This is a genomic window from Parasulfitobacter algicola (genome assembly GCF_013315265.1).
Classification (GTDB): Bacteria; Pseudomonadota; Alphaproteobacteria; order Rhodobacterales; family Rhodobacteraceae; genus Parasulfitobacter; species Parasulfitobacter algicola.
This window is the reverse complement of the sequence record NZ_JABUFE010000001.1, coordinates 704,291-722,552: the sequence shown is the minus strand read 5'-3', so window position 1 is coordinate 722,552 and position 18,262 is coordinate 704,291. Positions and strand designations below refer to the sequence as shown.

The following is an 18,262-nucleotide window of genomic DNA, read 5'->3' as shown; positions in this document are numbered from 1 at the left end:
TTTCTAAACCGCGCGCCGTAATAGATTGGTCTGCCCAACTGTCAAAATACGATTGGGATCTGATCGCCGAAAAAACAGCGCGGGTTTACCACGATTGTCTTTCTGAACACCCTGCAGGAAAGCCAGTGACCAAATCATCAAACACATGAACAAATCGCCGTTCTGCGTTAGATAACTGCCCGTGACATTCAGAACCAATACATATGATACAATAAGTGCCACGCTGTTCGAACGCGGATTATCAAGCTGATTATTCATACATTGGACCATCATCTTAAAAGGGGCAATTAGCACCAAAATCAAACCCACAAGCCCAAGATCCAAGAGTGTTTGTAAGTATCCATTGTGCGCATGGTTCACGACTGCACTCGGACCTTTAATCATATAAAGCGCATCTTTGGCAGATTGCGTCCAACCGACATCATATCCGTGGCCCAGCCAAGGACTGTCAGCCACCAAGGGCCATCCCACAGCCCAAATTGCATCACGGCCTGATAAAGACAAATCACGCCCGGTCAATCCAACCAGATGTTCGATTAAAATCAAGCCATCCAACACTTGGAATAACACAGCACCAATAAGCGCCACATAGGCCGCTGACACGATTTTCACGCCCCACCCAACACGCCATTTCAGACATAAAAAAAACATACCCACAGCGGGTAACGCCATAAACAACTTTGCCGACGCCGACATAAACAGCATCGTCGTTCCTGCGATAACGCACATCCACCAAAGCCATTTTTTTCCAATCAACTCATGGCCAGTCAGTAACACCAGCAAAGCCAACCCCAATATTCTGGCAGTCTCATTCTTATGATAAAATGACCCTCGGAAACGCCCAGCATGTTCGCCGACACCGAAATCCCATGCATTGTGAAAAGCATACATAGGCACCAGAAGCATCAGCATAAGTTGTAAGAAAATAAAGATCATCGCTGACCCGACCAGCGCGCGAAAAACACCTTCGGCTGTCAATATCTTGAGCGTTGCAAAAGCAAATAGAACGATTCCCAGATGGCTTATCGTTTTTTGAAAACTATGCGCAGGATCGCTTGTCCACAGCAGCGAAAGGGCCATCCATACCGTCAGGCAAACTATGGAAATTGTCCCAACTTCAGGGCGCCCTATCTTGGGTTTATACATCAAAACAAGGGCTGATAGTCCAAGAAATGCGACCGATATCAACTGAACCATCAATGATGATGTGACAATGCCATAATGCGATGGATTGCCCGATAACATCCGGTCAAGGCTATTGGAATAAAGCGCGATGCCCAGAACCACAAAAACATAGGAAAAAGGGCGCGATCTAAATGCTAAAGGATCTTGCAGGTGAAACCGCTCCGTCATGCGGGTACAAGCTCCTGCACGCGATCCGTTTTATCAAAGGCCAATTGGAACAATTGATCATATCGATCTGCCACTGTCGGTAAACTGAAATCCATCGCCCTGTGAATTTGCTGATGCCTTGTCAACGGATTTTGCAAAACATTCGCCATGGCATTGGCCGCTGCATTCGCGTCACGCAAGGGAATAAGATGCCCGAATGTCCCATCTGCCAGAATATCAGACGTTCCCCCCGGGGCATCGGTGGCAACGATGCTGGCACCTGCTGCAAGTGCCTCAACAATAACATTTGGAAACCCTTCGAACAGGGAGAACAGCAAAAACCCGTCACAATGACAAAGATAATCCTGTGGCGATTGCCGATATCCCAAAAGATGAACGCGATCTGCGATATACTGCTTTTGCACCATGGTTTGAATTGTATGACGCTCTGGACCTTCGCCCAAAATCACCAGATGGCTGCGATGTTTCTTTTGCAATTTGGCAAAGGCAGTGATCATCGTGGGATAGTCTTTTTGCCTAACCAATCGACCAATGGCTAGAAAAACCGGATCACCATCGTCAGGCATATCAGCGGGCCGGGTGGCAGCTTCAAAACAGCTGTCTGGGACTGGGTTATACGTATTGAATAGGCGCTTTTGATCGATACCGAAAAGTTCAGACATATCCTGTGAGACATCGCGCGACACACATCCAATCGCAGCAGCGCGCGCATAGCTATAGCTTAACAAAGGCTTGATGATGACATGTCGCACAAAAGAATGCTCCCGCAATTCTTGTGACGTGTGATTTCGCACAAGGCATACGACAGGGCAGTGCGATCCAGAAATCCGAGACGCTATAACGCCAGCCACATTCGGACTTAGCAAAGCTGTCACCAATAGGTCAGGACGGTGGTTGCGTAAGTGGCGGGTAAGGCGTGGGATATTGGCAAGGCTGTGTGATGATCCTAACACATACACTGGTACCTTCGGGTTCAACCGCCCGATCAAAGGACCTGTCATTTGATTAACAATCAGCGCAACAGATCGTCCGGCATCATGCCAGTAATTCAAAAGCCTGATGATCGCATTTTCAGCCCCACCACCGTTAAAAGCCGGAATATAAAAGTGAATTTTCTTGTCGTTCATGCATGCCACCCGTTGCGTACGGTGGTCCAAGTCTCTGTTAACGAACCGCGCATAGGTATTGATGAAACATTGATGCACCGTGACAGCACGGCATGCCCAAAGGAGACCCGAAAAATGCGCGTTCCATCATTCCGTAAACCCCACCCTGTCATCGCTGAGGTGAAATGATGTTTGCAATTGGTTTCAGCATCGGTTCGGCAAGTACGATTGGCACTGTAAAAGGCGCCATGGCCCGCGTATTTAACTTTACATCCGGGACACTGCCCAATGGTATTAGCTATTCGCGTAACAGTCCGGCCACGCAATTCGATATTGCAGGACATATGAGCAATGTCGCCAATGACGTACCACGTTTTTCTTTTGATCCTATCATCGCGCAATCTGTTGGGTTGCTGGTCGAAAACGAACGCACCAATATTTTGCCCCATGCCATTGCCACGCGCAACGATTGGTCGCGCAGTGGTGCCACTGTGACAGATCTGACGCTTGATGCATTGGGGTATTTTCCGGGTGTATCGGTCATATCGGGCGGTCAGAACTGGCACCGCATTCTGGATCATGCCACATTGATCGCCAATCAGGTTTATGCGGTGACAATGCTGTATCGCGCAGGCAGTTCCGGCATGGCAGCAGTAACGTTGAAAGACGGCACATCCGGTGCGGCCAGTTCGATTTCGGGCAGCATTGGTATGCTTGCCGCAGAAAATGCCTCTGCGGGCCCAGTTTCGCAACTGACGGAAACACTGCTGTCTGACGGGCTGACCTATCGTTGCACGCTCCTTTACACGCCTAATTTCAGCGGGTCGTTCAATATTGGGTTTGGACCAGACTCTAAAACCGCTGGGGAAGACGTGATACTTCTGGGCATGCAGATGGAACCAGCGTCCGACGCCAGCAGCTTTATTCTGTCGACGAATGCCGCGACCATTCGGGCGGCAGATCAAGTCGGTATTGTGGGGGTAACAGGTCTGCATGATGTTCTAATTACGTATGGTGATAACAGCCAAGAGCTGCTTCAGGCGCAATCCATCGCAGATGGGTATTGGCCAAACATGACACAGAACACTGTGAAACAGATTGCACTGACGGCACTTTAAGCATCATCTTCCTGTGCTTTTCAGAACAACGACCACTGTTTTAAAAAGCAATGCCAAATCATAGCCAAGCGAAACCTGTTCATAATACCGATTGTCATATTTGATCCGGCCCAGAAACGTGGTTTCGTTTCGCCCCTCAACCTGCCAAGGGCCTGAAATGCCGGGCCGCATTTTGAAATAGGCCCGCCCGCCCGCCGCGATATAAAGCTCTTCCTGATCTGTCGTGAAAGGGCGCGGGCCAACAAAACTCATGTCGCCGCGTAATACGTTCCAGATTTGTGGCAGTTCATCCAGACTAGTGGCACGCAAAAAGCGCCCAATCCAAGTGATCCTGGGATCATACGACAGCTTTTGATGCGTATTCCATTCGGCAGCAATATCAGGGTTTTCCGAACACAGGCCCTGTAAAACCTGTTCTGCATCCACGACCATTGTTCGCAGTTTCCAACACTTGAACCGCCGCCCGTCCAGGCCAACACGGTCCTGTCCATAAAATCCGGGCGCACCGTCAAGCCGCGTGATGGCCCAAAGCAAAATAAGAATTGGAATGATGGCGGGCAGAATGACAATCGCCAGAGTGATATCCAGTGCTCGCTTACGTGCACCGATATAGACACCGCGTACTGGAAAAGGCATGGCCGCAGTTTCGAGATTTACATTTGATAAAACATCTTTCATCGCGCGCCTCGTCCGTTGTCGCTCTTGGGACGATTTGCTCGAACAAGTCTCAATTTTTAGTTAAATGCGGCTGTCCTTGGGTCACATATTTAAAAATCTTTTCATAACAGCGCGTTATAAAATTAACCTTCAATCATAGCGTGTATTGCAATACGAAGCTTGTTAAATGATTTAACGACCAACAGCGGAATACTGTTCGAATCCCGCTTTTTCTGCGTCATCATCGGAATAAATATTGCGCAAATCCGCCAACCTCGGGTGCGCCATATTGCTGGCAATGCGTTTCAGATCAAGTGCGCGGAATTCGTTCCATTCTGTCAGCAAGACTACCAAATCTGTGCCTTGTGCTGCGTCATAGGCATCTTCAATCCATGTCACACCGGGCAATAATGCTTCGCCTTCATGTTTGCCTTGCGGATCAACAACAGACACATGCGCACCGCCACCGACCAAAGCTGGTACAATTGTCAAGGACGGTGCGTCGCGCATGTCATCGGTGTTGGGTTTGAATGTCACGCCCAATACGGCGATTTTCTTGCCGTTGAACGACCCATCACAAAGATCCAAAAGCTTGTCGACCATACGGCGTTTGACCGCTTCGTTAACTGCAATCACGGTCTCGGTAATTTCCATCGGGCAGGCGTGATCCTGACCAATGCGCGCCAAAGCTTTGGTATCTTTGGGAAAGCATGACCCACCATAACCGGGGCCGGCATGCAAGAATTTATTCCCGATCCGGCCGTCCAGCCCGATGCCTCTTGAGACCTCTTTGACATCCGCGCCCACGCGTTCGCACAGTGCTGCAATTTCATTGATAAAGGTGATCTTGGTCGCCAGAAACGCGTTTGCTGCGTATTTGATCATCTCGGCGCTTTCCAGATCGGTTCTTACAATGGGAAAATCGCGCAGGAACAGTGGGCGGTAAATCTCAGACATGACATCGGCGGCGCGGTCAGTCTGTACCCCGACAACAACACGATCCGGGCGCATGAAATCATCAATCGCCGCACCTTCGCGCAAAAACTCTGGGTTTGAGGCCACATCGAAATCAGCATTGGCGTTTGTCTGGCGAATAACGCGTTCAACCTCGCGGTTTGTCCCAACTGGGACAGTCGATTTTGTCACAACCACGGCATAATCTTTGATGTTATGTGCAATTTCTTCAGCTGCGGCATAGACATAGGTCAAATCCGCATGCCCATCACCCCGGCGTGTTGGCGTTCCAACCGCAATAAAGACAGCCTCGGCCCCTTCCATCGCCTCTTGCAGATCAAGGGTGAAAGACAACCGTCCCGCTTCGACATTTTTTGCCATCAGCTGATCCAGACCGGGTTCGTAAATCGGAACTTCACCCTTTTTCAGCTTTTCGATCTTTTCGGGGTTTTTATCCACGCAGACCACGTCATGTCCAAAGTCAGAAAAACAGACGCCCGAGACAAGACCAACATACCCGGTTCCGATCATAGCAATGCGCATTTTCCAACCCTTTCATCCATATCTGGAAACTGCACATGACGCTTTGGTAAAATCAAGTCAACCGCTTGGGTCTGGTCATCGGGTGCATTAGCCAGCTATGAAACGGCAAATATCGTGGAAAGGACGCTATGAAAACCGCACTTGTTACCGGGTCTGCCGGCTTCATTGGATATCATTGCTGCAAGCGGCTTTTGGCTGATGGGTTCCGCGTTGTGGGTCTTGATGCGATGGTCGACTATTATGACGTCACGCTGAAAGAACGGCGGCATCAGATGTTGCTGCAATCATCCGGTTTTTCCGCAGACACCCGTCGATTGGAAGAGCCCGACTGCTTGATGGAATTGTTTGAAACCCACAAACCTGATGTTGTCATTCATTTGGCCGCTCAAGCGGGTGTTCGATATTCAATTGATGAACCCCGATCCTATCTTCAGGCCAATCTTGTCGGCACATTTGAACTACTTGAGGCCGCGCGTGCGTTTCCGCCAACTCACATGCTTATGGCATCCACGTCATCAGTTTATGGCGCAAATACCGAAATGCCTTACGGCGAAACCGACAAGGCGGACACGCAGATGTCGTTTTATGCTGCCACTAAAAAAGCCAACGAAGCGATGGCCCATTCCTATGCCCATCTTTATGATTTGCCGATCACCATGTTCCGTTTCTTTACGGTCTATGGTCCATGGGGTCGCCCCGATATGGCCTTGTTTAAATTCACCAAAGCGATTTTGAATGGCGATCCGATTGACGTCTATAATCAGGGCGACATGCGCCGGGATTTCACCTATGTCACTGATTTGGTCAATGCAATCAGGTTGCTTGTCGATACGGCACCGGTCCGCCCAACAAAAGACGCACCGAACGATGAAACCGACAGCCTGTCCTCGGTCGCCCCGTTCCGCGTCGTAAACATTGGTAATTCAGAACCCGTTCAATTGCTGGATTTCATAAAAGCGATCGAAACCGCGACCGGGCGCACTGCCATTCAGAACCTGCTTCCCATGCAACCCGGTGATGTTCCTGCAACGTGGGCTGATGCGACGCTTTTACAAAGCCTGACAAGCTATACGCCGCAAACCAGCTTGTCCGATGGCGTCACAGCGTTTGTTGAATGGTACCGCGATTATTATCAGGTCTAAGCCACACCTGCGCGCAGACAGTCATGTATGCGAACAAGACCGGTCAAATAGCCCTTAGTGTCTGATACAAGAAGAGCTGTGATATTCTGGCTGTTCATGATGCCAAGCGCCTCAGACGCCAATGCGTCTTTGTCAATTGTTCGCGGGTTCGGCGTTGCCACATCCTTGGCAGTCAACTGCATCAAATTTTCAAGATTTCTGCGTAAATCCCCGTCTGTGACAATACCGGTCAGCAGATTATTCTGATCGACAACAGCCGCAATACCAAAACCCTTTGCAGTCATTTCAACCAATACATCCCCCATCGCCCAATCCGGCGCAACACGTGGCAGATCATCGCCGCTGTGCATCAAGGCGCTTACGGTCAATAATTGTGCCCCCAGCTTGCCGCCCGGGTGGAACGACAAAAACCCATCTTCCTTAAAACCACGGTGGTCCATCAAAGCGATTGCCAGTGCATCGCCCAAAGCCAGCGAACATGTGGTGGATGTCGTGGGCGCCTTGCCGATCAAACAAGCCTCTGGCGCATCAGGCAACAGAAGCACCACGTCAGCCTGACGCCCCAACGTACTGTCAGACACTTTGGTCACTGCGATCATCGGAATAGCGAACCGTTTGGCATAGGTAATCAGATCAACCAGTTCGGTCGTTTCGCCCGAGTTTGAGAGCACAATGATAACGTCCTGAGCTGTGATCATTCCAAGATCACCATGGCTTGCTTCGCCTGGGTGAACGTATTGAGCAGGCGTGCCCGTGCTGGCCAGCGTCGCCGCAATTTTGCGTGCCACATGCCCCGATTTGCCCATACCAGACAGAATAACCCGACCTTTGGCCTGCAAAATCAGATCAACAGCCGCTGGCAAATTATCCAGATTTTCATCAGCCATCTGCAACAACGCCTGTGCTTCGGTCTGAATTGTCTTATAGGCCGAAGCTTTGATCGCCTTGGGTGAAGATACCATATCGCAGATCCTTCATGTAATATCATACAGTTGCGTCGCATTAACCAAGAACCGATTTCGAGTCCAGCAGCCGACATTTTCAATTCAATTCGAAAACGTTGAAAAAGCACATAAAATCAGAACGATACCATCTGGCATTTATAATCATTTGTTCAACTCTGATGGTGTTTAACTACCACACGGCAAGGTGGGCTTGCCTGCAGTGTCCTTCGGGGTCGCAGATACATCGTCACGGGGGTGGCATATGAAAAAGCGTTGGATTGGCGCGGCCACTGGGCGCAATTTGTGCTGGCTGGCTGTGTTTTGTGTGATAAGTTTTTGGGTCTTACCCGTTGACGCGCAAACCTATCAGGGCGCTGATGGACAGATTATTGTCAAGGACGACCCTGGCGGTAATCTAGCAGACAGGCTGCGCGTCTTGCAGCGCTTGAAGCAATCAAGACAGCCCGTGGAAATCCGCGGAAAGTACTGTATGTCAGCCTGCACAATGTATCTGGGTCTTCCCAACACATGTATCAGCCGCAAGACGACTTTTGGTTTTCACGGGCCACGGTCTGCAATCTATGGCGTCGGTTTGACACCGGCTGAATTTCAAAAATGGTCCAACATCATGGCCGATCAATACCCCGAACCTTTGCGAAAATGGTATCTTCGGACAGGGCGCAGCATCACCATGGGGTTTTATGAAATCAGTGGCAAACGTCTGATTGAACTTGGTATCGCAGAATGTTTGTAAATGGTCGCTCGTAAGTGATCTAATTCAGTTAGATCTGAAACTCGTCAGACAAAAATGGGATTCTGACTGGGTTTCAGGTCTTTTCGTTAAATAACGCCACGAACACCTTCATCTGCTGTTGACTTGAAACCGACTCGGGTCTAATGACGCGACTTCAGATTTAACCGAACCCTCAAGGGAACGACGAGACATGGCAAATTCGCCTCAGGCTAAAAAGCGCGCGCGTCAGAACGAGACACGCTTTCAAATCAATAAAGCGCGTCGTTCGCGCATTCGTACCTTTTTGCGCAAGGTAGAAGAAGCAATTGAGACTGGCGATAAAGATGCCGCATCGACAGCACTTCGTGCAGCTCAGCCAGAACTGATGCGCGGCGTGACAAAAGGTATTTATCACAAAAATACAGTGGCACGTAAAATGTCACGTCTATCGGCGCGCGTCAAAGCGATCGCTTGATACAATCTAAAAATTGAACTTATCTGAAGGGCGCTCACTAAGCGCCCTTTTGCCATTTCAGGCCCTGAGTGATGCAATAAAAAACACCCAAACAGATTCTTTTTACAAAAGAGTGAGTCAAGCGTGAAGATGAGTTGAAAGACCATGTTTCAACACGCTAACAACATACTCACGATTCACATTGTCTGGGGGGACAAGGTCAAATTCCGGTTTATGCGCCATTGTGCGACAGCCTTGCAGCTATCAAAGGCCGGAATGATCCATAATTCGTGTATCGTGTCTTGATCTTATACGATCTTGGCACATTGCACGTTGGAGGGTTGGTCAGTTTGATCCAACGCATGACCTTATGTCCAGGTCGTAGAATGATGAAACAATGGTCACGCCAATTCGTTTTTGGCGTCCTGTTTGTTTTGTCCTATCGACCCTCATTGTGCAGTAATTTTATTGCTGTTCATTGGGCACGGCCATGGAATCATGTGGGAGTAGGGTTGTGTATTGGTGCGCATAACTCTGGGGTGGGCGATGGCCTGCTCAAGGCGTGGATAAAATGAATGGGTCAAATAAAAATGACAAACGAGACATGGGGACAAGTCCGCAAAGAATTGATCAACACCGTTGGCAAGAATAATTACACGACATGGATTGAACCGCTTGAGTTTCACGACCTGTCAGACGGTGTTGCAACATTCACAGTTCCGACCAGCTTTATGGGCAACTATGTTTCGCAGAATTTTGGCGATCAGATTAAATTTCAGCTTAAGATGAGTGGTGCCGAAGTAAACCGCATTGCGTTTCAGGTGGCCGCAAATTCAACCACACGACCCGCCGTCAAGCCTGCAGTTGCACGCACACATGCGTCAGCCCAAGGCAGTGATGAGTTGACCGGCGCGCCATTGGATGCGCGCTATACGTTTGATGGCTTTGTCGTTGGCAAGCCAAATGAATTGGCCCATGCGGCGTCCAAACGCGTGGCCGAAGGTGGCCCAGTCACCTTTAACCCACTGTTTCTGTATGGTGGTGTTGGTTTGGGCAAAACCCACCTGATGCACGCAATCGCGCACGAACTGCAGACCCGCAGGCCGGAACTGAACGTGCTTTATCTGTCGGCTGAACAATTCATGTACAGGTTTATTCAAGCCTTGCGTGTCAACAAGATGATGGATTTCAAAGAACTTTTCCGGTCAGTCGATGTATTGATGGTCGATGATGTTCAATTCATTGCAGGCAAGGATTCAACGCAAGAAGAATTCTTTCATACGTTCAATGCCTTGGTCAGTGCTAACAAACAGATCATCATATCTGCTGATCGTGCGCCTGGCGAAATCAAGGATCTGGAAGATCGGATCAGATCACGTATGCAGTGTGGATTGGTTGTTGATCTGCATCCCACAGATTACGAATTGCGTCTTGGCATCTTGCAATCGAAAGTTATGCAGTATCGTGATCAATACCCAAATATTGAATTAAATCATGGTGTTCTGGAATTTTTGGCACATCGCATTTCAAAAAACGTCCGTGTTCTTGAAGGGGCCTTGACCCGTCTTTTCGCTTTTGCGTCCCTGGTTGGAAAACCCGTTACGATGGAACTGACACAGGATTGTCTGGCTGATGTGTTGCGCGACAGTGATCGCAAGGTTTCGGTTGAAGAAATTCAGCGAAAAGTCAGCGAACACTATAATATTCGTCTGTCTGATATGATTGGTCCCAAACGCGTCAGAACCTTTGCGCGGCCTCGACAGGTTGCGATGTATCTTTGCAAGCAACTGACCCGACGGTCCTTGCCGGAAATCGGGCGGCGTTTTGGTGGCCGTGATCACACGACAATCATGCACGGTGTTCGCCGAATTGAAGAACTAATCACAACAGATAGCCAGATTGCAGACGATCTTGAACTGTTGCGGCGGGCGCTGGAAGAGTAAGCGCACTTGACGCCACCAGAATTCTTATTGACAGTCTCTTAAAAAAGGCTTGTGCCAGTGGGGGAAACGGGTAGTTTCGCCTTCCCGGCAACGACAGGAGCAAGGGATGAAAATCAGCATTGAACGAGGCGCGCTTTTAAAAGCAGTTGCCCAAGCACAATCGGTCGTCGAACGCCGGAATACAATTCCAATATTAGCAAACGTTCTGATCGAAGCCGCTGATGACAGCGTAAGTTTCCGCGCAACGGATCTGGACATTGAAGTTGTCGACAAAGCGCCCGCACAGGTCGAACGCGCCGGTGCAACGACGGTGTCCGCTGTCACCCTGCACGAGATTGTGCGAAAACTGCCTGACGGCGCCTTGGTGTCGCTGACAGACGACAGTGCCGCTGGCCGCATAACAGTTGAAGCCGGGCGTTCAAACTTTTCACTGGCGACATTACCTAAGGAAGACTTCCCAGTGATGGCAACATCGGAATATTCCGCAAACTTCAGTGCGCCCGCGCCTGTTTTGCGCCGTCTGTTTGATAAGTCAAAATTCGCAATCTCGACCGAAGAAACACGCTATTACCTGAATGGCGTTTATATGCATGTATCCGACGCTGATGGTGGCAAGGTTCTGCGGTGCGTGGCGACCGACGGTCACCGTCTGGCGCGCATCGATGCTGATCTTCCCGAAGGTGCAGGCGATATGCCCGGCGTCATCGTGCCGCGTAAGACAGTGGGCGAAATGCGCAAGCTTTTGGATGATGACGATGTACAGATTGCCGTATCAGTCAGCGAAACCAAAGTGCGATTTGCAACCCCTGATATCACTCTGACGTCCAAGGTCATCGATGGAACGTTCCCAGATTACACCCGGGTCATCCCGCAGGGCAACACACGGAAAATGGAAGTCGATGCCGCGGATTTTGCCAGGGCTGTTGATCGCGTGGCGACCGTATCGTCAGAACGATCCCGCGCGGTTAAGCTGGCACTGGACGAAGATCGGTTGGTCTTGTCCGTCAATGCCCCTGACAGCGGTGCCGCCGAAGAAGAACTGGCTGTCGCTTATGGCGATGAACGTCTGGAAATTGGCTTTAATGCGAAATACCTGTTGGAAATTGCCAGCCAGGTGGACCGTGAAAATGCTGTTTTCATGTTCAACTCTGCGGCGGACCCTACATTGATGCGCGAAGGCAATGACCAATCCGCCGTCTATGTTGTGATGCCAATGCGCGTTTAATAGATACGTCTGCGGCACAGATGCTTTTGAAAAAATGAAGGGCAGACAATGCCCGGCTTAGCCGTAACTGAATTAACCCTGTCCCATTTTCGGTCGCACAAATCTTTGCGTCTGTCTTTTGATGAACGTCCCATTGCGATCCACGGTCCCAACGGTGCAGGCAAAACCAATCTGATTGAAGCCGTTTCCCTTTTGTCGCCCGGCCGGGGGTTACGACGTGCATCGGCCGAAGACATGACGCGCCGACCCGAGGCGCTTGGCTGGAAAGTCAGCGCTGTCTTGCAAAGCCTGAACCAAACCCATGAGCTGCAAACCTGGAGCGAGAATGGAAGCACCAGACAGGTTCGGATCGACGGTAAAACGGCAACTCAAACAGCGCTTGGCAGAATTGCCCGCGTCCTATGGCTTATTCCATCAATGGACCGGTTGTGGATCGAAGGGGCCGAAGGCAGGCGACGCTTTCTGGATCGTATGACCCTTAGTTTTGAACCAAACCATGCAGATGCCACGTTGACCTATGAAAAAGCAATGCGTGAACGGAACCGTCTTTTGAAAGATCAGATACAAGATCCTGCATGGTACAGCGCATTGGAAATACAGATGGCCAAAGCTGGCAGCGTGATCCATACCAATCGTCAAAACACATTGATATTGCTAAGTGCCGCACAACACGAGGCAGAAACCAGCTTTCCAACTGCAGATTTATCATTATCCCATCCGGTTGGATCATCAGATGCCCCGGAAGAGGAAGACAGCCTGCTATTGGCCCTGCAAGGTAGTCGTATGCGCGATATGGCCGCCGGGCGTACCCTGATCGGTCCTCATCGTACAGATATGGGTGCAGTATATCGTGCTAAGAACGTTGAGGCGCGCGATTGTTCAACAGGTGAACAAAAGGCTTTGTTAGTTTCTTTGATTTTGGCAAATGCCCGCGCTTTGGCCGATGAATTCGGCGCGCCACCGATCCTGCTGTTGGACGAAGTCGCCGCCCACTTGGATAAAGATCGCCGGGCAGCGCTTTATAATGAAATCATTACGCTTGGGGCGCAGGCATGGATGACAGGAACAGAGCCTGAGCTGTTTGAGGCCATAGGTGACCATGCGACATATCTGAAAATCCTGCCAGAAGCTTCATAGCTTCTGATGTGAAATGTCAGATGGCATTTACTTTCACGTCACAAACTGAACCGACTTTCGAAAAGCGGCATAGCTGTCGTTCATACAAATCGCAACGAATGTCTTCTTTGCGCCGATTCTGTTAGAAACAACGTGTTGCGAGTGGAGAAAGTGTGGGTACGATGAGTGTGTGAGCGCCTTTGTGATCAGGCTTTGCGGTTTTGCTGTGGTTTGAGCAAATGGAACCTTTAGTGCACAAGGCAAAACTGGTCGAGTATGATTGCGGAACTAGCCTCCTTGGTATCGCAACGAGGTGCGGCCAATGAAACAAGCCTCAGCTGGCGCTGCGTAGCACCTTTCGGATGTAGGTGTTGGCAGACCGGAAATGTGATGGACCGGAAGCCTCGGCAAACCGACCTAGGGTCCATTTGCCTGTCCATGGGTACGTGCCATTGGTGTAGAGCGAGACAGCGTCGTGAGCCTCGATAAAACGACGCAGTTTGTCGTAAGCGGCCTCAAACTCCGAGAGCAGATCTCCCCAAGAGGTCTTATCACCTTTCGCATATAGCGGCGCATTGTACTCCTTGAGCTGGTTCCACTTGTAGCCCTTGGCTGGCACATGCACCTCGCGTCCCGCAATGCCGTCTTCGTACCAGCCGTGGAACATACCCATCCAGTGGGTGCGGTGAGCGATGACACCTTTGATCGTGGTGTCGTCATCAAGCGTCGACAAAGCTGACTGCGCTTCGTCGACGCCATCGAGCGTCTTGCGTAGCTTGGCCAAATCCTTATCAAAGACGGCAAGCAAATCTGTCTTGTTCGTCGCTGCTGGCATGGATCAATGCTACACGAATCAAAAGATCGGTCCCTTGATTTGAGTCAATGATGCTTGGTCTTGTGTAGCGGAGTGGTAGTGGACATTGGAGCTGATGCATTAAATGTCAGCTCCTTGGCACCAAAATGATCTTGGCAGAAAAAGCGGAAATGACCGGTTTAGATCAGAAATCTTTGACATATGGGCCAATATTACCTGACTCTGCTTACTGATCAGCTTCCGAAAACTGCTCCATTCAACCAAAAGTTCCCAACATCGAATATCTGATTACATTTATCTTAGACTAGCGCCTACCACATTGTCTTTGCAGCACGTTCCGCCCAATCATCGTCATAGGTTAGACCGCCCACTTCACCATCGCTCATCTCAGCCAGAATTTGACCGACCGTTGGTAAATCTGTGCTTTTGTCCTGACCGGTCCATAATTCAGAACGGATCAGGGCACGGGCACATTGCGTATATATTTCGCGGATACGAATGATAATGACCGAACGCGGATTTCGGCCGTTTTGATCAAAACGACTGGTCATCGATGTATCCGTCGTCAATCGTGCTTCGCCGTTTAGGCGCACCACATTATTTGATCCTGGTACCATAAACATAAGCGATACGCGGCCATCCCGCACGATGTTACGCAGGCTGTCGATGCGGTTATTTCCATGCCAATCGGGCAATGCCAGCGTTTTTTCGTCCAGCTCAACCACGACCGGACCATCGTCACCACGCGGGCTGCCATCTGTTCCATCAGGCCCCACGGTAGTCAGCACACAAAATCGCGATGCCATAATCCAGCGGCGATATAACGGCGTCAACTGGTGGGCCACCTTGACCATCGCTGCGGGCACCGGGGTGCCATAGATCTTTTCAAGATCGTCTATGGTTGCGATAAATTCCATTTTCACGCACCGTTAGGTATATTGCTTGGCCTCTTCTAATAACCTGTCAGAGGCATCTTCGATGACACGCTCTAGTTCTTCCATGAACTCTTCGCGAGGTTTTCCCGGCGGTATTGGATCAAGAAATTCGACAACCGCCAAGCCAGGTTTGCGAAAAATGCCTGTTCGTGGCCAGAACACGCCGACATTTGTGGCCACAGGCACGCATGGCTGTTGCATTTGTTCGTACAAAAGCCCTGTTCCGATCTTATAAGGCGCCTTAACACCCGGTGCCAGTCGTGTACCTTGGGAATAAATAATCAGTTGTCCTGGGTGCTTGCGCCCCGCTTCAACTTCCTCCAACATTTTTTCGATGGCCGCGCCGCGCTTGTTGCGCACGACCGGCACGCACTCAAGCCGGTATGCATATTGACCAATAACCGGCGTCCAAAGGATTTCCCTTTTCATGATGAACTTTCCTGCCGGAATAGCCGTGAAAATCATCATGATATCTAGAAAAGATTGATGTTTGGCGGCCACCATTGCCTCGTAATCCGGGGGGGTGCCGCGGACTTCGACACGCAGACCGACCATCCATTTAGCCGTCCAAAAAACCCAACGCGAATACGTTTTGCATGCCCCGTACGCGCCTTTACGGGTGAATAATGCAATTGGCGCAAAAGCCAATCCGATCACAGGCATCATAATATAAATCTGTGTCACAAAAAGGATTGATCGAACCCATTGGAATGCATGCTTCACTAAGTTAACTCCCGTAAAAGTCGCAAGGCCGCAGCGCGGGTTGCAAAGAAGGCCAGCAAACCAAACAATAACGGCAAAATTAGCGGCCAAAGCCAGTTTATACCCATCAATCCGAAATCTGTCAGGAAACCAGCGGCCTTGCCAGCGTTAGATAAAAGCATGATTGCAATGATGCCCATTATGACACCAACAGCCGCCCCCACAATCGCACGAAGTGTGAAGCGACGGACAAAGGCTTTGGCAACGAACTCATCCGTCGCACCCACTAGCCGTAAAACATGAATTGTTTTTGCGTTGGCAGACAATGCTGCCTTGGCCGCCAATGTCACCACTGCAATGATTGTTATTGCGATCAAGGACAAACAAAACAGGCTGAACAACCGCAACCTCTGTGCAGCCCTGATCAACGGTTTCTGCCATCGTCCATGATCATCCAGGATAGCATCCGGTGCTTCTCCTTGAAGTCTAAGCCGCAGGCCTTCAGGATCAAAACCATCGGAAGTGGGGATGACTTCTATTAGTTGCGGCAAAGGCAATACATCAACTGGCATATCAGGACCAAACCAAGGGACCAGCAAATCACGCTGCTCATCATCGCTTAAAACGCGTATGGACCCGACCCCGGCCGTGGTTTCCAGCACCCGGACAGTCGCTGCAACTGCGTCCTGCATTTGGTCTTGCGATGCTGTGACCAGGACTGTGGCGCTTTTGGCAAGTTCCTGTGCCCATCTGTCGGCAACACGCCCTGCCGAAAGCGCCATCACAACCGCAAATATCCCAAGAAATGCCATCGTGGCTGTGCTGAAGATCGTCAAATAAGCCGTGAACCCTGTTGGCGGTACAACCATAGCAGCGCGGGTATCCCCGATCAGTAACCCACGTATTTCCGCGAATATAGATTTCATAAATCTGACCCGGCGAATTGAACCTGGCGGTCTTTGATCCTTAGCACACGAACCGCGATTTCTGATTTCGCAAGCCGGATCAGGTTCAAGTCATGCGTTGCGATCAGGACCGTGGTACCCATTTTATTCAGTTCTATCAAAAGGGTCAGCAGTCTTTGCGACATCTCCCAATCGATGTTTCCAGTGGGTTCATCGGCCAGAACGACCTCGGGTGCTTGGATCAAAGCGCGCGCCAATGCAGCACGTTGCCGTTCGCCCCCTGACAACTGCGGCGGTAAAGCATCCGCCCGATGGGTCAAGCCAACCCAAGCCAATAGCTGATCCAAATCATCACGCGCCGATTGCCCTGCGACCGTCAGGGGCAAGCAGATATTTTCGGTCATGCTCAGATGATCCAGAAAATCACAATTCTGATGCACCAGTCCAATCCGACGGCGCAAAAAGGCGATCTGATCGCGGCTCATCTGATCCACGCTTTGCCCAAACAAGCTGACAGTGCCCTCGCTTGGTAACAATTCGGCATAAAGCAATTTCAAAAGCGTGGACTTACCCGCGCCAGATGGACCGGTGAGAAAGTGAAATGATCCCGGCTCAATAGAAAATGACATATCCGACAAAAGCGCCGTATGGCCGTAACTGTAGCTGGCTGCCTGTAATTCGATCACATTCTGATCCCGTTCTATTGTGGCGTTCATGCCGTACACTGAAGACTTTATCAATCATTGCAGTGCTTAAATGCATTGCTCTTCGGCTAAGCATCGTTAAACATAGCGCAAAAGCACGATCAGGTGCAGTATCCTTAACGAGAGCAGGGGACAACATGCGTTTAAAATGTCCAAATTGCAAAGCACAGTATGAAGTTTCGGATGATGTGATCCCCGAAGCAGGCCGGGATGTGCAGTGTTCAAACTGCGGGAACACTTGGTTTCAAGGACCGGATGCCCTGGCCCATGCAGACGACGATGATGAAGTAGATACAGTCGCGGATGATGCGCTTGCCGAAGAAACGGAACAGGTTGCGTCTGAACCAGAGCTGAAATCCGATGGTGGCGGTGATGAGGATGATGATGAAGGCCCATTGCCGGAAAGCGCCCGACCCGCGCCCAAACGTCGTGAACTGCCAGATGAGATTGCCAGCGTCCTGCGCGAAGAAGCTGAATTTGAAGTGCGCGCACGCGATGCAGAACCTGATGTTATAGAAACACAAACAGATCTTGGGCTTGTTGCGGAATCAGCCGATGCAAAACCAGTTGGCGCCCCTATTCTTGGGGCGGCCATTTCATCGGGGTTAACCGGAACAACCCAGCCCGGCGATCTTCCGAATGTTGAAACAATCAATTCTACATTGATCGGAAATCCGGACGCCTCAACATCGCAAACAGCCAAGCCAAACAACGGCTTTCGCAACGGTTTTCTGACAGTTATGTTGATCGGTGTGTTAGCACTGGCCGCGTATGTATATGCGCCCCAGATCGCCAATGGTGTTCCGGCGCTATCTGGCCCCTTGTCAGGCTATGCCGAAACAGTTGATGCATTCAGGCTTTGGATAGACGGTGCATTGCAACCCTCAACTACATCTTAAAACAGCCTTAACCGG

General features: G+C 50.3%; 18 protein-coding genes. 8 read left to right on the top strand and 10 right to left on the bottom strand.

What is annotated here, in order from left to right; genetic code table 11:
• Positions 1 to 3: 3 nt before the first annotated feature.
• Both HRQ87_RS20150 and HRQ87_RS03535 read right to left on the bottom strand, forming a co-directional pair.
• Positions 4 to 1,353 carry an O-antigen ligase family protein gene (locus HRQ87_RS20150; protein ID WP_246251652.1) on the bottom strand — a complete coding sequence of 450 codons (1,350 nt, stop codon included), beginning with the start codon at positions 1,351 to 1,353 and terminating at the stop codon, positions 4 to 6.
• The gene (locus tag HRQ87_RS03535) at positions 1,350 to 2,480 is read right to left on the bottom strand and encodes a glycosyltransferase (RefSeq protein ID WP_174135242.1); all 1,131 of its coding nucleotides are present in this window, start codon (positions 2,478 to 2,480) and stop codon (positions 1,350 to 1,352) included. Before HRQ87_RS03535 ends, HRQ87_RS20150 begins: the two co-directional genes overlap by 4 nt.
• Before the next feature lie 164 nt (positions 2,481 to 2,644).
• Between HRQ87_RS03535 and HRQ87_RS03530 the strand changes: the two genes are divergently transcribed.
• Positions 2,645 to 3,577: a phage head spike fiber domain-containing protein gene (locus tag HRQ87_RS03530; RefSeq protein ID WP_174135240.1), complete on the top strand. Its 933-nt coding sequence runs from the start codon at positions 2,645 to 2,647 to the stop codon at positions 3,575 to 3,577.
• Between the two features lie 3 nt (positions 3,578 to 3,580).
• On the opposite strand, the gene HRQ87_RS03525 is transcribed toward HRQ87_RS03530, so the two are convergent.
• Together HRQ87_RS03525 and HRQ87_RS03520 are read right to left on the bottom strand one after the other, a co-directional pair.
• Entirely contained in the window at positions 3,581 to 4,255 is a 675-nt protein-coding gene (locus HRQ87_RS03525) for a sugar transferase (protein ID WP_174135238.1), read from the bottom strand.
• 171 nt (positions 4,256 to 4,426) lie between these two features.
• On the bottom strand, positions 4,427 to 5,731 hold the full coding sequence (locus tag HRQ87_RS03520; RefSeq protein ID WP_174135236.1) for a UDP-glucose dehydrogenase family protein: 1,305 nt from the start codon (positions 5,729 to 5,731) through the stop codon (positions 4,427 to 4,429).
• A 128-nt stretch (positions 5,732 to 5,859) separates the two neighbouring features.
• Here HRQ87_RS03520 and HRQ87_RS03515 point away from each other — a divergent pair, with 128 nt between their 5' ends.
• On the top strand, positions 5,860 to 6,873 hold the full coding sequence (locus HRQ87_RS03515; RefSeq protein ID WP_174135234.1) for an SDR family NAD(P)-dependent oxidoreductase: 1,014 nt from the start codon (positions 5,860 to 5,862) through the stop codon (positions 6,871 to 6,873).
• Here the strand turns inward: HRQ87_RS03515 and HRQ87_RS03510 are convergent.
• The gene (locus HRQ87_RS03510; RefSeq protein WP_174135233.1) at positions 6,870 to 7,835 is read right to left on the bottom strand and encodes a KpsF/GutQ family sugar-phosphate isomerase; all 966 of its coding nucleotides are present in this window, start codon (positions 7,833 to 7,835) and stop codon (positions 6,870 to 6,872) included. The two genes, HRQ87_RS03515 and HRQ87_RS03510, sit on opposite strands and share 4 nt — an antisense overlap.
• Positions 7,836 to 8,079: 244 nt before the next feature.
• Between HRQ87_RS03510 and HRQ87_RS03505 the strand changes: the two genes are divergently transcribed.
• From HRQ87_RS03505 to recF, 5 genes are all read left to right on the top strand, one after another.
• Positions 8,080 to 8,571 (top strand): hypothetical protein, encoded by a 492-nt coding sequence (locus HRQ87_RS03505; protein WP_174135231.1) that lies wholly within the window; start codon positions 8,080 to 8,082, stop codon positions 8,569 to 8,571.
• A gap of 190 nt (positions 8,572 to 8,761) precedes the next feature.
• Positions 8,762 to 9,025: a 30S ribosomal protein S20 gene (rpsT, locus tag HRQ87_RS03500; RefSeq protein ID WP_174135229.1), complete on the top strand. Its 264-nt coding sequence runs from the start codon at positions 8,762 to 8,764 to the stop codon at positions 9,023 to 9,025.
• A 569-nt stretch (positions 9,026 to 9,594) separates the two neighbouring features.
• Entirely contained in the window at positions 9,595 to 10,947 is a 1,353-nt protein-coding gene (gene dnaA, locus HRQ87_RS03495) for a chromosomal replication initiator protein DnaA (protein WP_174135227.1), read from the top strand.
• A 106-nt stretch (positions 10,948 to 11,053) separates the two neighbouring features.
• Positions 11,054 to 12,172: a DNA polymerase III subunit beta gene (gene dnaN, locus HRQ87_RS03490; protein WP_174135225.1), complete on the top strand. Its 1,119-nt coding sequence runs from the start codon at positions 11,054 to 11,056 to the stop codon at positions 12,170 to 12,172.
• Positions 12,173 to 12,220: 48 nt separating this feature from the next.
• Complete coding sequence (gene recF / locus HRQ87_RS03485) at positions 12,221 to 13,309, top strand: DNA replication/repair protein RecF (protein WP_174135223.1); 1,089 nt, start codon at positions 12,221 to 12,223, stop codon at positions 13,307 to 13,309.
• A 313-nt stretch (positions 13,310 to 13,622) separates the two neighbouring features.
• On the opposite strand, the gene HRQ87_RS03480 is transcribed toward recF, so the two are convergent.
• The 5 genes from HRQ87_RS03480 to HRQ87_RS03460 form a co-directional block, all read right to left on the bottom strand.
• The gene (locus HRQ87_RS03480; RefSeq protein WP_174135221.1) at positions 13,623 to 14,123 is read right to left on the bottom strand and encodes a ClbS/DfsB family four-helix bundle protein; all 501 of its coding nucleotides are present in this window, start codon (positions 14,121 to 14,123) and stop codon (positions 13,623 to 13,625) included.
• Between the two features lie 290 nt (positions 14,124 to 14,413).
• A complete protein-coding gene (locus HRQ87_RS03475; protein ID WP_174135219.1) occupies positions 14,414 to 15,019 on the bottom strand; it encodes a pyridoxamine 5'-phosphate oxidase family protein in 606 nt (201 codons plus the stop codon).
• Between the two features lie 12 nt (positions 15,020 to 15,031).
• On the bottom strand, positions 15,032 to 15,760 hold the full coding sequence (locus tag HRQ87_RS03470) for a 1-acyl-sn-glycerol-3-phosphate acyltransferase (RefSeq protein ID WP_174135218.1): 729 nt from the start codon (positions 15,758 to 15,760) through the stop codon (positions 15,032 to 15,034).
• Positions 15,760 to 16,665, bottom strand: coding sequence for a cell division protein FtsX (locus HRQ87_RS03465; protein ID WP_174135216.1), 906 nt, complete (start codon positions 16,663 to 16,665; stop codon positions 15,760 to 15,762). Before HRQ87_RS03465 ends, HRQ87_RS03470 begins: the two co-directional genes overlap by 1 nt.
• On the bottom strand, positions 16,662 to 17,330 hold the full coding sequence (locus HRQ87_RS03460) for an ATP-binding cassette domain-containing protein (protein WP_174135389.1): 669 nt from the start codon (positions 17,328 to 17,330) through the stop codon (positions 16,662 to 16,664). The genes HRQ87_RS03465 and HRQ87_RS03460 overlap by 4 nt, the downstream gene beginning before the upstream one ends.
• Positions 17,331 to 17,485: 155 nt before the next feature.
• Between HRQ87_RS03460 and HRQ87_RS03455 the strand changes: the two genes are divergently transcribed.
• Complete coding sequence (locus HRQ87_RS03455; RefSeq protein WP_174135215.1) at positions 17,486 to 18,247, top strand: zinc-ribbon domain-containing protein; 762 nt, start codon at positions 17,486 to 17,488, stop codon at positions 18,245 to 18,247.
• Positions 18,248 to 18,262: the final 15 nt, after the last annotated feature.